This window comes from Micromonospora sp. DT178 (genome assembly GCF_049841695.1).
In the GTDB taxonomy this organism is placed as follows: domain Bacteria; phylum Actinomycetota; class Actinomycetes; order Mycobacteriales; family Micromonosporaceae; genus Micromonospora.
Genome location: NZ_JBNCKV010000016.1, coordinates 63,731 through 78,404, shown reverse-complemented (window position 1 = coordinate 78,404; position 14,674 = coordinate 63,731). Strand labels below are relative to the sequence as shown.

Below are 14,674 nucleotides of genomic sequence, written 5' to 3'. Positions count from 1 at the left end.
GGCGGTCAGCGGGCCCGGGCCCGGACCGGCTCCCGGGCCGCCTTGGGAAGGGCCGCCTCCGCGATGAAGCGGCGGTACACCTCCTCGTAGCCGGCGGCCATCCGCTCGGTGGAGAAGTTCTTCGCCACGTGCGCCACGCAGGCCGCCGGGTCGAGACCCGTCGCCGCACGCAACGCGCCGGGCAGCTCGTCCACGTGCTCGCAGATCAGGCCGGTCCGTCCCGGCCGGACCAGTTCCGGCACCGCACCCCGGTCCAGCGCCACCACCGGCGTCCCGGTAGCCATCGCCTCCACCATCACCATGCCGAACGGTTCGTCCCACTGGATCGGCATGATCAGGCACCGGGCCTCGACCAGCAGCCGCAGCGCCTCGGCCCGGTCGGCGTCGAGCACCACCCGGACGTCCTCGCCGAGCATGGGCCGGATCACCTGGTCGTAGTAGCGGCGCTCGGCCGGCTCGTTGCACTTGCCGGCCAGCACCAGCGGCAGGCCGGCGGCCCGGCAGGCCCGGATGGCGACGTCCGGGCCCTTGTCGGGGCTGAACCGGGCCAGCCAGAGCACCGGGCCCCGCCCGGGGGCGGTCTTGTGCGGGACGCCCCCGACATCCATCGCGTTGTGCACCGTGCCGACCCAGCGCAGCGGCGGATTGAGTCGGCGCTGGGCGTGCGAGATGGCCACCAGCCCGACCCCCCGGTCGGTCTCGCTGAGCACGTCGCCGTACTCGCCCACGGGGTTGCCGTGCACGGTGGCCACGGTGGGCACGGCCCGGTGGCCGGCGATCAGCGGGCCGATGGTGGTGTGGTCGTGGACGACGTCGAAGTCGCCCGCGTGGACCCGGTGGTTGACCCGGGCCAGGTGGGCCAGCTCGGGCAGCGCCTCGCCGAGCCGGTCGAACTGGAGTTCGGGCACCGTGGAGACGAACGCCGCCGCCGTGCCGTGCTCCCGGCCGGCCCCGAACACGGTGACCGCGTGGCCCCGGTCGACCAGCGTCTCCACCAGGCCGGTCACCACCTGTTCCAGCCCGCCGTAGCCGGGCGGCGGCACCGACAACCACGGCGGCACCACCATCGCGATCCGCAACGGCCGCGTTGCCGGTCGGTCGGGCGACGGATGGTTCACGGCCACGGAATCCTCCCCCTCGGTCACTGCTGTGGCATCACCGGACCGGCCTCACCGCGACCGGTCCCCGCTGGGCGGGCGGGATCGACGACGGTTTCCCGGGGGCGGCGCCACTAAACGGGACGATCCGGGCGGTCACCCGCCCACGAGGAGCCGTTCCCGCACCGCCCGCACCCCCTCGGCGGACCAGGCCACCCGCTCCGCCTCGTCCCGCTCCCACCAGGAGCGCACGACCCCGGTGAGCACGACCGTGTCCCCGTCGACCTCGACGGTCACCCGCTCCGTGCCGATGCCGCGCCTCAGCGCCCGCTGGAGATCGCGCCGGGTCCGCTCGCTGTCGAAACGGGTGGCGGGCCGCACCTCGACGAGGTTGGTCACCCCGCGTACGCCCCGCAGCCGGCGCAGCTCCCGCTCGGCGGTGCGCCGCTGCCAGCCGAACTCCACCTCGCCACGCAGCATCACCCAGCCGTTGGCCACGGTGACGTCCAGCCGCTCCGCGGGGACGAAGCTGTCCCACTCCAGCGCCCGGCCTGCCGCGACGGCTATCTCGGCGTCCGTACGCCCCGGCTCGCCGGGCAGGCGCACCTCGACGTCGTCGGCGACCGCCCGCACCCCCCGTACGCGCTGCGCGCAGCGCTGCGCCGCCCACTTCCGCGCGTACCCGTCGACCCAGCCGGTCAGGGTGACCACGCCCTCGTGGACGGTCACCCCGATCTCGTTCGGCTGCACCTGGGCGTCCCACGCCAGTTCGTCGAGCACGTCCCGCTGGATCCGCTCGTCCGTCCGAACGGCCGCTGCCGTGGTCATCGCACCCCTCCGTACGCCTCGCCGGTCCTGACTGCCGACGATCCCGGCGCGACGGGTGACGGCGGCTCACCCGCACCGGGTGAACCGCCGTCGGAGGGAGCGACGGGTGACGGAGCCAACCCCCTTGGCCCCGCCACCCGCCGCCCGGAGGGAGGAGGAATGTCTTCGGTTGCCGACTACGACGTCTCGGCGAGCGTCACGGTTGCCCTGGATTCGGTGCCGTTGCGCTTGTAGGTCACCTCGACCCGGTCGCCGACCTTGCCGGCCTGCACGGCGCCGACCAGGTCGTCGGAGTCGTTGACCGCCTTGTCGCCGAACCGGGTGATCACGTCGCCGCGCTGCAAGCCGGCCTTCTCGGCGGCGCTGCCCGGGGCGACGGAGGCGACCAGGGCGCCGCCGCCCTCGGCGGCCGTCACGCTGACCCCGAGCGACGGGTGGCTGACCTTCTCGCCCCGCTGGAGCTTGCCGGCCACGTCCTTGGCCTTGTTGCTGGGGATCGCGAAGCCGACGCCGATGTTGCCGCTGCTGCCCTGCCCGGCGGTGGCGATGGCGGTGTTGATGCCGATCACCTCGCCCCGGGTGTTGACCAGGGCGCCGCCGGAGTTGCCCGGGTTGATCGGCGCGTCGGTCTGGAGCAGGCCGGAGATCGAGGTTGCCCCCTGGCTGGGCTCCTGCCGCTGCTCGCCGCTGCCCGCCTGGATGGTGCGGTCCCGGGCACTGAGGATGCCGGCGGTGACCGAGCCCTGGAGGCCCAGCGGGCTGCCGAGGGCGAGCACCTGGTCGCCGACCTGCATCGCGTCGCTGTCGCCGAAGGTGGCCGCCTTCAGGCCGCTGACGCCGTTGGCCTTCACCACCGCCAGGTCGGTCTTCGGGTCGGTGCCGACGATCCGGGCCTGGGCGTTCTTGCCGTCGGCGAAGGTCACCACGACGCTGTCGCCGCTGCCGGAGGAGACCACGTGGTTGTTGGTGAGCACGAAGCCGTCGGCGGTGAGGATCACGCCGGAACCCTCGCCGTTGTCGGTCGCGATCGAGACGACGCTGGGCTGCACGGCGGCGGCGATCCGGGGCAGGTCGGCGCCGTTGATGACCGGCGCGGCGGAGTAGGTACGGGTGATGCCAGAGTCGCCGTCGACGGCGAGCGCGAGCGCCCCGCCGGCGACGCCCGAGCCGAGCATCAGCGCGAAGACCGCCACCCCGGCGCCGGCGAACTTGGCGATCCGGCCGGGCCGGGGGGCCGCCGTCTGCGGGGCCGCCCAGGGCGGCACCGGCTGGCCGGAGGGGTGCGGCTGGTGACCGTACGGCTGTCCCGGCTGGCCCCCGCCGCTCCAGCCGGACTGCTGGCCGTACCAGGGCGCGCCGGGGTGGCCGGCGGCCTGCGCGTGGCCGGGCTGCGGGTGACCTGGCTGCCCGCCCGCCTGCGGGTAGCCGGACTGGCCCGCGGCCTGCGGATAGCCGGACTGGCCCGCGGCCTGCGGGTAACCGGGCTGACCCGCGGCGTGCGGGTGACCGGGCTGGCCGGCGGCGTGCGGATGGGACGGCTGGGGCTGGCCGGCGACCGGGTACTGCGGAACGGCCGCGGCGGGCGCGAAGGGGCCGGGCGGGGTGGGTCGGTCGACCGGACCGGCGCCCTCGGGGGCGCGGGCCGGCTCGGCGGCACGCGGGCCGCCGTCGCCGGCGGGCGGGCCGTCGACGGCCGGGCCCGACTCGGCGGTACGCGACGCCTCGCCGCCCACCGGGGCGGCGCCACCGGCGGCCGGGGCGGAGTCGCCGCCGGGCACAGGGGCGAAGCCGACGGTCGGGGCGGAGTCGCCGGAAGTCGGGGCGGAGTCGCCGCCGGGGGCCGTGCTGACGCCGACGGTCGGGGCGGAGTCACCGGCGGGGGCGGAGTCGGACTGCGCGCGCTCGGCGCGCGGCAGCTCGGCGGTGGGGAGCGACGGCTCGGCGTCGGTGTGGGCCGGCCGGCGCTGCGGGTCGGACTCGTGCTCGGTCATGCGTCCACCTTTACGCGCGGCACTGCGATCCGCCTGGAACCCACCTGAATGTTGGCTGAAAGTCACTCGCCATCGCCCCCGGCGTCCGGCACGAGCGGGAGTCGGACCCGGAAGGTCGCTCCCCCGCCGGGGGTCTCGGCCACCTCGACGGTGCCGTGGTGGGCGCGCACCAGCGCCGCGACGATGGCCAGGCCGAGCCCGGTGCCGGTGTTGCCGCCGGCCCGCCGGGTACGGGCCGCGTCCACCCGGTAGAAGCGTTCGAAGACCCGCTCCGCCTGCTCGGGGGTGAGCCCGGGGCCGGTGTCCGCCACCTCCACCACGGCCAGGTTCCCGGGCTCGGCCCGCAGCCGCAGGGTCACCGAGGCCTCCGGCGGGGTGTGCGTGAGCGCGTTGGTCATCAGGTTGCCCATGATCTGACGCAGCCGGGCGTCGTCGCCGTAGACCACCAGCGGGCCGGAGCCGGGCGTGACCTCCAGCTCGACCCGGCGCTCCGGCGCCACCGCCCGGGCCGCCTCGACCGCCTCGCTGGCCAGCACGGGCAGCTCCACCGGGGCGAGCGACAGCGGTCGCTCCCGGTCCAGCCGGGCCAGCAGCAACAGGTCCTCCACCAGCAGCCCCATCCGGGCCGCCTCCTGCTCGATGCGGCGCAGCAGGTCGGCGGTCTGCTCCGGCGCGCTCGCCGCGCCCTGCCGGTACAGCTCGGCGAAGCCCCGGATGGTGGTCAGCGGCGTCCGCAGCTCGTGCGAGGCGTCCGCGACGAACTGCCGCATCCGCTCCTCGGAGCGCCGGGCGCGCGCCTCGGAGGCCCGCGCCGCGCCGGCCGCATCCCGGGCGGTGGCCTCGGCGGACCGGGCGGCCAGCTCCGAGGCCGCCCGGGCGGTGAAGGCGACCTCGATCTGGTTCAGCATGGCGTTCAACGCCCGGGAGAGCCGACCCAGCTCCGAGGTCGGCACGGGTTGTCCCTGCTCCGGGTCGGGCACCCGCCGGGTCAGATCACCCCCGGCGATGGCGGCGGCCGTGCGCTCCATCTCCACCAGCGGCTTCAGGCTGGTCCGGACGATCGCCGCGCCGATGGAGGCGAGCAGGATCAGCACCGCTCCGCCGACCAGCAGGTCTATCCAGACCAGTCGCTTGACGGCCAGGTCGACGTCGGTGAGGTGCTGCCCGACGGCCAGGATCTCACCGTCGGGCAGTTGGGTGTATTGCATCCGCCAGCGGGACCTGCGGTCCTGGGAGGTGACCGTACGCGGCTCGCCGGTCTCCGCGGCGAATCCCGCGACGCTGTCCGGGAGCTGCGGCAGTTGCTCGGGCCGGATGTTGCGGTCGTCGTACACGGGCGGCAACACCTCGCCCGGCTGGGCCAGGGCGACCATGAAATCGCTGGGCAGCACGGTGCGGCCCTTCCCGCCCTCCTTGTAGAGATTCAGCACCGCGTCGATGGAGCGGGTGGTGCCGTGCAGTTCCCCGTCCACCTGTTCGATGAGGTAGCCACGGAGGAAGACGGTGGTCAGCGAGCTGATCACCAGCAGCGCGGCGGCGACCAGGGCGAGCACCGAGGCGACCAGCTTCACCCGCAGCGGTACGCCGCGCAGCCACGCCTTGCCCTGGTGGAGCGGGTTCACGCCGCCGGCTTGCGCAGGACGTAACCGACGCCCCGCAGCGTGTGGATCAGCCGGGGCTGGGTGTTGTCCACCTTCCGGCGCAGGTAGGAGATGTAGGACTCGACGATGTTGTCGTCGCCCCGGAAGTCGTAGTTCCACACGTGGTCGAGGATCTGCGCCTTGGACAGCACCCGGTTGGCGTTCAGCATCAGGTAGCGCAGCAGCTTGAACTCGGTCGGCGAGAGCTGCACCCGCTGGCCGGCCCGGTGCACCTCGTGGGTCTCCTCGTCCAGCTCCAGGTCGGCGAAGGTGAGCCGGGAGGGCGCCTGCTCGCCGCTGCTGGTCCGGCGCAGCACCGCCCGGATCCGGGCGGTCAGCTCCTCCAGGCTGAACGGCTTGGTGACGTAGTCGTCCCCGCCCAGGGTCAGCCCGCGGATCTTGTCGTCGGTCGCGTCGCGGGCGGTGAGGAAGACCACCGGCGTACGGGTGCCGCCCTCGCGCAGCATCCGGATGACCTCGAAGCCGTCCAGGTCGGGCAGCATCACGTCGAGCACCACCAGGTCGGGCCGGTGGTCCTTCGCGGCGTTGAGGGCGGCGCTGCCGCTCGTCGCGGTGGCCACGTCGAAGCCCGCGAAGCGCAGGCTCGCGGAGAGCAGTTCGAGGATGTTGGGATCGTCCTCGACGACGAGCAGTCGCGCCTCGGTCTGGGTAGCGGCCATGCCGCCCATCATCCGTGCTCTCGCTGCGTCCGCGCTGGGCACTCGCTGGAAAGAACCTGTGAGGCGACCGGCGCTCAGCGCAGCAGCCGACGCAGCCCGTCCAGCGCGCCGTCGAGCAACCGGACGGCCGTACGCAGCTGCGAGTCGCTCGGCCGGCGGGCGCGGACCAGGGCGCCCACCTCGACGGCGAAGGCGGCAAGCCGCTGGTCGAACTCGTCCAGCGGCGTCGACCCGGGGCCGGGCGCCGGCGTCGGGCCGGCGGGGGGCGCGGGTGAGGGGCCGGGCGAGGGGGCGGGCGTCGGGCCGGAGCCGGGGGGCGCCCAGCGGGCACCACGGGTCTGCCGGGCCGCCTCGCGCAGTTCCCGCTTCAGGTCGCGGACGGAGCCGCGTACCTCGTTGCGGATCTCCCCGGCCAGGGCGGACAGGTCCTGCACCGAGGCGGCGATGTCCGCCTCCAGGGCGGTCAGCTCGCCGGCCCGCTGCCGCAGCTCGGCCCGGCCCGCCTCGGTGATCTCGTAGACCTTGCGGCCGCCGACGGCGGTGTGGGTGACCAGCCCGTCGGCCTCCAGCCGCTGCAACCGCGGATAGATGGTGCCGGCGCTGGGCGCGTAGAGGCCGAGGAAGCGCTCCTCCAGCAGGCGGATCAGCTCGTAGCCGTGCTTCGGGCCGTCGTCGAGGAGTTTGAGCAGGTAGAGCCGGAGCCGCCCGTGACTGAACACGGCGGTCACGGCAGCTCCTTCTCGTCGTGGCCCACCGGCCGGGCGAGCAGCGCGATGCTGCCCGAGGTGGCGGACGCGGAGAGCTTACCCTCACCCGTGCCGAGCACGCCCTCGCTGTCGCCGCCGGCTCCCGGCCCGGCGCTGCCCCGCACCTGGGGGAAGGCGCTGGTGATCCGGCCCGACGTGGTGTGCAGGCGGACGGCCAGGTCGCTGTCCTCGCGGACCCGGACGGTGACGCCGCCGGAGATCGTGCTGAGCCGGATGTCGCTGCGCCGGGGATTGTCCAGGTCGCAGGTGATGGCCCCGGAGGCCGTGTGGGCCCGGACCCGGCCCGCCGCGCTGTCGGCGAGGGTCACCTCGCCCGAGACCGTCTCCAGGTCGAGGTCGCCGGCCACGCCCAGCGCCTCGACCGGACCCGCGGTGATCTTCGCCGACGTCCGGCCGTGCAGCCCCATCAGGGTGATCTGGCCGGCGGCCACCTCCACCCGGGTCTCGCCGCGCAGGCCCGACGCGACCAGCGCGCCCTGCACCAGCTCCAGGTCGGCGAGCACGTCGGCGGGGACCGCGACGGAGACGTCGACCCTGGGCAGTCGGGACAGCGGCCCCATCCAGAAGACGAAGTCCGAGAGCCGCCGGCGCCGCTGCTGGCGTACGGAGAGCCGGCCGTCGCGGTGCTCCACCACGACCGGCCGGCGCCCGACCCTGGTGATGTCGATCCGGGGCGGGCCGTCGGTGGCCACCACGTTGAGCCGGCCGCTGATCAGGTGGACGTCGAGTCGGGCGACCGTCCCGTCCAGGGTGATCCGCTGCGGGGCGTGCACGGTCCAGTCGGTCATCGGGTCCTCCCTCCGCGACGCGCCGCGTCTTCGGCGCGCCGGATGACAGGACACTAACGCGATACATCGCGATATGACAAGCACGGACGTGACAACCTCACGGCACCGGTTCCACGAGCGGCCGGCGGTAGGGACCCCAGGCCACGAAGCGGTCGAACATGGCCCGAGGGCTGGGACCGCCGCGCGGGTCGAGGTGGTAGAGGTCGCGCATCGCCTCGTACATCAGGCCCGCCAGGTAGATCGACAAGCTGTGCTGCTCGCCCTCGTACTCGGCCTTGAGCAAGAGTCGCGCGGTCGCGCAGGGCCACGGCTGACCGCACGAGCGACAACCCCAGTGCGGTCGCAGCGGCGTGTGCGGCGGCCGGCCCTCGATGCGGTGGCGAGGGCGCCCGAGGCGCGGTCCGGGGCCGGGCTGCGGGAGCCGGGTGGAGAGCAGGGGCCTCACCAGCGCCCCCCGTTCAACCGGCGCGCCCGCCCGGCGGCGGCCAGATCGGCCGCGCCGCACCACAGGACCTCGGTCGCGTCGTTCGCCCTCGGCCCGACCGGAGGCGGCACGAAGGGTCCGATCGGGCCGGGGATGTACGGAGCCGGCCTGCTCGGGCGGGGCGGTGGGGGTGGTGCCGGAGCGGGCTTCGGCCGCCGGCTCCGGATCTCCCGCCGCTCCGCGCAGTTCGGGCACGCGCAGTGCCGTCCGCACCGACTCCGGTGCCAGCCGCCACGGTGACCCACTTCGCCCCCACCCCGTTGTCGAGGTGGGCCGCCCCGCCACGGGGGAGAGCAGGGCGGCCCCGGCAGGACCCGCCCACGTCCTCGCTGACGGCGAACGGGCCCGCGTGGTGACAGTCTGGTGAGGACACCACTACCGTCGACACATGCTCGCCGCATCCGCGCAGGTCAGCGAGGTGGCCGAGCGGGCACGGGAAACACGTCGACGGAACCGAGCAGAGTTTGGGGAACCGATGGGCACCGCTACCAACTACGTGCTGGGTGAGCTACGCACCTTCCGCGCTCAGCTCGGCCTGAGCCAGGACGACTTCGGCAGGACGATCGGCTACTCCGGGTCGCACGTCAGCTCGGTCGAGACGGGCGGTCGCCCGCCGACGCGGGAGTACATGAAGGCGATCGACGACCAGCACGACACGGGCGAGCGGTTCGGCCGGATGCTCCGTGAGCTGGCCCGGCTGGACGCCACGCCGGCCTGGCTGCGCGAGTGGATCGAGTTCGAGCGGGACGCCACGACGCTGCGCTGGTTCGAGCTGGCGTACGTGCCGGGTCTGCTCCAGACCGAACGCTACGCCCGCGCCACGCTGGCCGGGGGCCGGTTCACCGCCGACGAGGTCGAGCGGATCGTGGCCTCCAGACTGGAGCGCCAGGCGATCCTCGGCAGGGATCGGCCGCCCCAGCTCATCGCCGTCGTCGACGAGGCCGTGCTGCGCCGGCCGGTGCTCGACCAGCCGGGGCTCATGGCCGAGCAGCTCGACCACCTGGTGGCCGCCGCGACGCAGGAGCACGTCCAGCTCCACGTCGTCCCGGCCGACGCCGGCATGTACCTCGGGCTGGCCGGCCAGTTCATCATCGCCGAACTGCCGGACGGCACCCGGGTGGCCCACGCGGACAACCAGCTCAGCGCGCAGATCGTCGACGCATCCATCGACATTGCTAGGCTGGCCAAGACGTGGGAGATCGTGCGCAACGAGGCCCTCCCCCGCCGGCAGTCGACCGTGCTGATCAAGGAGGTGGCGAAGTCATGGACGTGACGACCCCGCAGTGGCGGAAGTCGACGAAATCCGGCGGCAACGGCGGTTCCTGCGTCGAGGTCGCCGACAACGTGCCGGGCGTCGTGCTGGTGCGCGACACCAAGGACCGCGAGGGCGGCACCCTCCACTTCGACTCCCGGGCGTGGCAGTCGTTCGTCGGCCTGGCCAAGCACATCGGCCCGGTCGGCTGACCCGCTTCTCCCCCCGTCCTCACGCCGCGTATCCGGCCGGTGCCCGCCCGACGGCGGCAGCGGGGACGTGCACGACCGACTCGGCCGCCCGGGCGAGCAGCCGCCGGTCGGCGTCCCGGGCGGGATGCAGGGCGGCGGAGACGCTCACCCGCACCTCCAGGCCCCGGGCGGCGAGCACCCGGCCCACCGAGCGCAGCAGGTCGTCGTCCCCGACGAATGCGGCGGCCGTGGTCGGCACGCCGGTCGCGGCCCACCGGTAGCCGATCCGCAGCGGCACCACGGGCGCCCCGGCATCGATCGCCGCCTGGAACAGCGCCGGACGGAACCCCCGGCCGGGGCGGCAGGCGACCGAGTCGGCGGTGCCGCACCAGGTCGTACCCTCTGGAAAGACCGCCACCGGGCTGCCGGCGCGCAGCGCGGCGGTGACCCGGGAGACCGTCGCGGGCAGGGCCCGGGGGCGGGCCCGGTCGACCAGGACCGTGCCGGCCGCCGCCGCGAGCAACCCGACCAGCGGCCAGGACCGGACCTCCCGCTTGGCCACCATCCGGGCCGGCGCGACGGCCAGCAGCGCGAGCACGTCCAGCCAGGAGGCGTGGTTGGCGACCAGCAGCGCCGCCCGCCGGGGCGGCCGGCCGCGCACCACGAGGCGCACGCCGAACGCACGCAGCGTCCACCGGGCCCAACCGCGCAGGGCCGCCGCCCGGTCCCCGGCCGGCAGCGCCGGCAGCAGCACCGCCAGCGCCGTCCCCGCCGACAGCATGCCGAGGACGGCGAGGGTCCGGCCCGCCCGCCGCGCGGGCGACACGGCCGGCACCTCGCCGGCCGCCGGGAGGCAGGTCGGCCCGCATCCCGAGGCGGGCAGCCAGAGGCGTCCGGCGGTGCTCACCGCTCGGCCCCGCCGAGGAAGTGCCGCAGGTAACGGGGGTTCATCCGGTCCAGGGAGAAGAGCACGTAGAAGTCGGCCACCCCGAAGTCCGGGTCGTACGCCGGCTCGCCGCAGACCCAGGCCCCGAGGCGCAGGTAGCCGCGCAGCAGCGGCGGGACCGTGGCCCGCGCCGTCGGGCCGTCGGCCGCCGCCGGCCCGACGAGCGTGTCCGGCTCGGCGAACCAGGGGCGCCTCGGCCGTACGCGCAGCCGCGGCGGGGCCAGGTGCCGGGCCGCGACCTCGTCCCACACCCGCGCGACGGTCCCGCCCCCGTCGGCCACCGGCACCGACGCGCAGCCGCCGAGCCAACGCGACCCGCGCAGGTGCAGGTAGCGGACGATGCCGGCCCACATCAGGTTGATCACCGCGCCGGAGCGGTGATCGGGGTGCACGCAGGACCGCCCGGCCTCGACCAGGTCGTCGCGGAGCGGGTCGAGCCCGGTGAGGTCGAACTCGGCCGCGGCGTACCGCCGGTCGGTGCGGCCCGGCGGGAGCAGCCGGTACGTGCCAACCACCTCGCCGGTGCCCTCCTGCCGGACGATCAGGTGGTCGCAGTACGCGTCGAAGTCGTCGACGTCGAGCCCGGCGGCCCCCGGGCGCAGGGTGGCGCCGAGTTCGGTGGCGAACACCTCGTGACGGAGGCGTTGCGCGGCCGCGACCTCGCTCGGGTCGTCGGCGATCAGCAGGGTGTAACCGCTGGTCGTCAGGGGTGCGCCAGCGGCGTGCAGAACGGCCATGGGACCTGTGTAGGCGGCCCGGGTTGCCGGCCGGCGGGGTGAGGGATGTCGATGAGGTGAACGGCCCGTGCCGGTGTCGCGGCGACGGGGCCGGCGCTCGTCTCAGCGGGTGGCGCGCAGGTCCCGGGCGAGGTGCGAGCGCCGGAACCCCACCGTGACCAGACGCCGCAGGTCGGCCCGGTTGTCGTGCATGAGCTGGACGTGGAAGTAGTTGACGTACTCCAGTACGGCGAAGAGGCCGAAGGCCAGCCCCGGGTACGCCCGCACGCCGGGCGTCCGCACGGCGGCCACGGCGCAGGCGGCGATCACGGTGGCCAGGAGGAACGGCAGGGCGGCGCGCGCGGTGACGAAGTGGCGCCGGCCCGGCAGGCGCGGCTCCCCGCGGCGCAGCTGTCGCAGCTTGAGCGCCCAGTACGCCGTGCCCACCACGAGCAGGGCCGCGAACGCCCCGAAGCCGGCGAGATTCGCCGCCGTCGGCGGCAGTCCCACCAGCTGGAACCACACCCACGCCTGTAGGGGAACGTTCAGCAGCTCCCAGCCGGCGAGGGAGCGGAGCCGACGCCGGGCCGCCTCGCGGGTCGGGCCGGCCGGCAGGTGGGTCCTGGGCACGGCCGCAACAGTGGCACAGCACCGGACGAACACCGGGGCCGACGGCGTGCGAGGCTGCCGGGGGCGCGTGCCGGCGACGGGGCCGGGCGCCCTCGCCGGAGGTGAATGATGATCATCGGGTCGCGCTTCAACGGGCCACCCGGCTCGGGCAACGGCGGCTGGAGCGCCGGGGTCTTCGCCGCCGCGTCCGGCGCCCCGGGGGCGGTCGAGGTGACGTTGCGTCGCCCACCCCCGCTGGAGACCCCGCTCACTCTCGCCGACGGGGAGGTCCGCGACCCGCAGGGCCTGACCGTCGCCCAGGTCCGCCCCACGGAGGACCCCCGGGCGGTGGTGCCGCCGGTGGACCTGCCGGCCGCGCGGGCCGCCTCGGCGGCGTACCCCGGGCTGGTCGACCACCCCTTCCCGGGCTGCTACGTCTGCGGCCCGGACCGCACCGACGGGCTGCGGATCTTTCCGGGACGGCTGCCGGACGGCCGTACCGCCGCGCCGTTCCGGGTGCCCGGGTCGGTCACGACCGCCACCGTCTGGGCGGCGCTGGACTGCCCCGGCGGCTGGGCGGTGATCGCCCCCGGCCGGCCGTACGTCCTCGGCCGGATCGCGGCGGTGGTCGCGGCGCTGCCGGAGCCGGGCGACGAGTGCGTGGTGACCGGCGTCATGGTCGGCGGCGAGGGCCGCAAGGCGCTCGTGCACACCAGCCTGTACGCCCCCGACGGCGCCCTCCTGGCCCAGGCCCGGGCAACCTGGATCGCCGTGGCCGACGACGCCCGATAATCGTTCCTGGGGATGAGGGCCTCCTGCCTGAGGCGGAGGTGGATCTCGGAAGTGCGCCTGATTGACCTGGTTGCGCCCGCCCGCCACGCTGTGTCACGGCGTACCCCGACGCCACCGCACGAAGGAGAGCAATGACTGACGGGCAGAGAAGCCCCACCGGTGACGGTCAGATCGTGGTGTCCGGTCTGACGAAGCAGTACAAGAACGTCCGGGCCGTCAACGACCTGTCGTTCACCGTTCGACCGGGGCGGGTGACCGGCTTCCTCGGCCCCAACGGCGCCGGCAAGACCACCACGCTGCGGATGCTGCTGAACCTGGTCACGCCGACCAGCGGGACGGCCACCATCGGCGGGCGTCGGTACGCCGACCTGACCGACCCGCTGCGGCACGTCGGCGCCGTGCTGGAGGCCTCCAGCGCGCACAAGGGCCGCACCGGCATCAACCACCTGCGGGTCATCGCCGCGGCGGCCGGGCTGCCGAAGCAGCGGGCCGACGAGGCGCTGGCGCAGGTCGGGCTCACCCCGGCGGCGAAGCGCAAGTTCAAGGGCTACTCGCTCGGCATGAAGCAGCGGCTCGGCATCGCCGCCGGGATGCTCGGCGACCCCCGGGTGCTGATCCTCGACGAGCCCGCCAACGGGCTCGACCCGGAGGGCATCCGGTGGATGCGCGGGTTCCTCAAGAACCTCGCGCACGAGGGCCGCACGGTGCTGGTCAGCAGCCACCTGCTGTCGGAGATGCAGTTGCTCGCCGACGACGTGGTGATCATCGCCGCCGGGCAGCTGGTCCGGCAGGGCACGGTCGAGCAGGTGATGGGCTCGATGGCGCAGGGCGTCCGGGTCCGGGTGCGCACCCCGCAGGCCGACGCGCTGACCGCCGCCCTCAAGGAGGGGCCGGCCACCATCGACGTCGACGAGCACGGCGTCCTGCTGGTGGGTGGGGTGGACGCCCCGACCGTGGGGCGGGTCGCCCTGACGGCGGGCGTCGAACTGCACGAACTGACCACGGAACGGCCCGACCTGGAACGGGTCTTCCTGGAGCTGACGGCCGGAAAGGCGGGCATCCGATGAACCTCGTCCGGTCCGAGCTTCTCAAGATCCGCACCACCAGCACGTGGTGGTGGCTGGCCATCGCCGCGTTCCTGTCGATCGCACTGGCCTTCGCGTTCAACGCCTGGGTCGCCAACGAGGCGTTGAGCGGCAACGCCGAGGAGCTGGGCGTCACCGGCGACCAGGCGTCACCGGCGGCGCAGGCGGCGAACCTCTACACCTCGGGGCAGTACCTGGGCCTGATGTTCGTGATGCTCATCGGCATCCTGATGGTCACCAACGAGTTCTTCCACCAGACGGCGACCACGACGTTCCTCGCCACGCCGCGGCGCACGTCGGTGATCCTCAGCAAGCTGGTCGCCGCCAGCCTGCTGGGCATCGGCTTCTGGCTGGTGACCACGCTGATCGACCTGGTCGCCGGGGCGGTGTTCCTGTCGGCCAACGGCCACGGCGCCCTGCTCGGCGAGTGGGCCGTGCAGCGGGCGCTGCTGCTCAACCTGCTGGCGTACGCGATCTGGACGGTCCTCGGCATCGGCATCGGCACGCTGATCACCAACCAGCTCGGCGCGGTGATCACCGCCGCGGTGCTCTACCTGGTCGGCACGCAGGTGGTGGGGCTGCTGTTCATGTTGCTCTCGAACCTGCTCGACAGCGAGGCCGTGGTCAAGTGGCAGGTGATCTGGCCGGCCATCGCCTCGACCGTCATGGTCAGCGAGGGTCAGACGGACTTCACCCCCGCGTGGTGGGTCGGCGCGCTCGTGCTGATCGGCTACGCGGTGGTGAGCGGGGTCGTCGGCGTCCTCATCACCCGGCGGCGCGACATCTCCTGACGCGTTCGGGCGACGGC

Annotated in this window: 16 protein-coding genes; 5 read left to right on the top strand and 11 right to left on the bottom strand. The window is 74.4% G+C overall.

Features of this window, described 5'->3' with window-relative positions:
* Positions 1 to 5: 5 nt before the first annotated feature.
* The 8 genes from ACLQ22_RS24925 to ACLQ22_RS24890 form a co-directional block, all read right to left on the bottom strand.
* Positions 6 to 1,067: a glycosyltransferase family 4 protein gene (locus ACLQ22_RS24925; protein WP_425694521.1), complete on the bottom strand. Its 1,062-nt coding sequence runs from the start codon at positions 1,065 to 1,067 to the stop codon at positions 6 to 8.
* Positions 1,068 to 1,253: 186 nt separating this feature from the next.
* On the bottom strand, positions 1,254 to 1,925 hold the full coding sequence (locus ACLQ22_RS24920; protein ID WP_425694441.1) for a BON domain-containing protein: 672 nt from the start codon (positions 1,923 to 1,925) through the stop codon (positions 1,254 to 1,256).
* Between the two features lie 176 nt (positions 1,926 to 2,101).
* Positions 2,102 to 3,916, bottom strand: a complete 1,815-nt coding sequence (locus ACLQ22_RS24915) for a trypsin-like peptidase domain-containing protein (protein ID WP_425694440.1) — start codon at positions 3,914 to 3,916, stop codon at positions 2,102 to 2,104.
* Positions 3,917 to 3,978: 62 nt separating this feature from the next.
* A complete protein-coding gene (locus ACLQ22_RS24910) occupies positions 3,979 to 5,538 on the bottom strand; it encodes an ATP-binding protein (RefSeq protein ID WP_425694439.1) in 1,560 nt (519 codons plus the stop codon).
* Positions 5,535 to 6,236: a response regulator transcription factor gene (locus ACLQ22_RS24905; RefSeq protein ID WP_089003225.1), complete on the bottom strand. Its 702-nt coding sequence runs from the start codon at positions 6,234 to 6,236 to the stop codon at positions 5,535 to 5,537. Before ACLQ22_RS24905 ends, ACLQ22_RS24910 begins: the two co-directional genes overlap by 4 nt.
* 74 nt (positions 6,237 to 6,310) lie before the next feature.
* On the bottom strand, positions 6,311 to 6,964 hold the full coding sequence (locus ACLQ22_RS24900) for a PadR family transcriptional regulator (protein WP_425694438.1): 654 nt from the start codon (positions 6,962 to 6,964) through the stop codon (positions 6,311 to 6,313).
* On the bottom strand, positions 6,961 to 7,791 hold the full coding sequence (locus tag ACLQ22_RS24895) for a DUF4097 family beta strand repeat-containing protein (protein ID WP_425694437.1): 831 nt from the start codon (positions 7,789 to 7,791) through the stop codon (positions 6,961 to 6,963). Before ACLQ22_RS24895 ends, ACLQ22_RS24900 begins: the two co-directional genes overlap by 4 nt.
* 97 nt (positions 7,792 to 7,888) lie before the next feature.
* Positions 7,889 to 8,227 carry a hypothetical protein gene (locus ACLQ22_RS24890; protein ID WP_425694520.1) on the bottom strand — a complete coding sequence of 113 codons (339 nt, stop codon included), beginning with the start codon at positions 8,225 to 8,227 and terminating at the stop codon, positions 7,889 to 7,891.
* A gap of 523 nt (positions 8,228 to 8,750) precedes the next feature.
* Here ACLQ22_RS24890 and ACLQ22_RS24885 point away from each other — a divergent pair.
* Positions 8,751 to 9,548 (top strand): helix-turn-helix domain-containing protein, encoded by a 798-nt coding sequence (locus ACLQ22_RS24885; protein ID WP_425694436.1) that lies wholly within the window; start codon positions 8,751 to 8,753, stop codon positions 9,546 to 9,548.
* Positions 9,539 to 9,739, top strand: coding sequence for a DUF397 domain-containing protein (locus ACLQ22_RS24880; protein WP_425694435.1), 201 nt, complete (start codon positions 9,539 to 9,541; stop codon positions 9,737 to 9,739). The genes ACLQ22_RS24885 and ACLQ22_RS24880 overlap by 10 nt, the downstream gene beginning before the upstream one ends.
* A gap of 19 nt (positions 9,740 to 9,758) precedes the next feature.
* Here ACLQ22_RS24880 and ACLQ22_RS24875 read toward each other — a convergent pair whose 3' ends face one another.
* From ACLQ22_RS24875 to ACLQ22_RS24865, 3 genes are all read right to left on the bottom strand, one after another.
* A complete protein-coding gene (locus ACLQ22_RS24875; protein WP_425694434.1) occupies positions 9,759 to 10,544 on the bottom strand; it encodes a lysophospholipid acyltransferase family protein in 786 nt (261 codons plus the stop codon).
* A 77-nt stretch (positions 10,545 to 10,621) separates the two neighbouring features.
* The gene (locus ACLQ22_RS24870) at positions 10,622 to 11,401 is read right to left on the bottom strand and encodes a GNAT family N-acetyltransferase (RefSeq protein ID WP_425694433.1); all 780 of its coding nucleotides are present in this window, start codon (positions 11,399 to 11,401) and stop codon (positions 10,622 to 10,624) included.
* Between the two features lie 102 nt (positions 11,402 to 11,503).
* Positions 11,504 to 12,010 (bottom strand): hypothetical protein, encoded by a 507-nt coding sequence (locus ACLQ22_RS24865; protein WP_425694432.1) that lies wholly within the window; start codon positions 12,008 to 12,010, stop codon positions 11,504 to 11,506.
* A gap of 108 nt (positions 12,011 to 12,118) precedes the next feature.
* Here ACLQ22_RS24865 and ACLQ22_RS24860 point away from each other — a divergent pair, with 108 nt between their 5' ends.
* The 3 genes from ACLQ22_RS24860 (at position 12,119) to ACLQ22_RS24850 (ending at position 14,657) form a co-directional block, all read left to right on the top strand.
* Positions 12,119 to 12,781, top strand: a complete 663-nt coding sequence (locus ACLQ22_RS24860) for a hypothetical protein (RefSeq protein WP_425694431.1) — start codon at positions 12,119 to 12,121, stop codon at positions 12,779 to 12,781.
* Between the two features lie 131 nt (positions 12,782 to 12,912).
* On the top strand, positions 12,913 to 13,848 hold the full coding sequence (locus ACLQ22_RS24855; RefSeq protein WP_425694430.1) for an ABC transporter ATP-binding protein: 936 nt from the start codon (positions 12,913 to 12,915) through the stop codon (positions 13,846 to 13,848).
* Positions 13,845 to 14,657, top strand: coding sequence for an ABC transporter permease (locus tag ACLQ22_RS24850; protein WP_425694429.1), 813 nt, complete (start codon positions 13,845 to 13,847; stop codon positions 14,655 to 14,657). Before ACLQ22_RS24855 ends, ACLQ22_RS24850 begins: the two co-directional genes overlap by 4 nt.
* Positions 14,658 to 14,674: the final 17 nt, after the last annotated feature.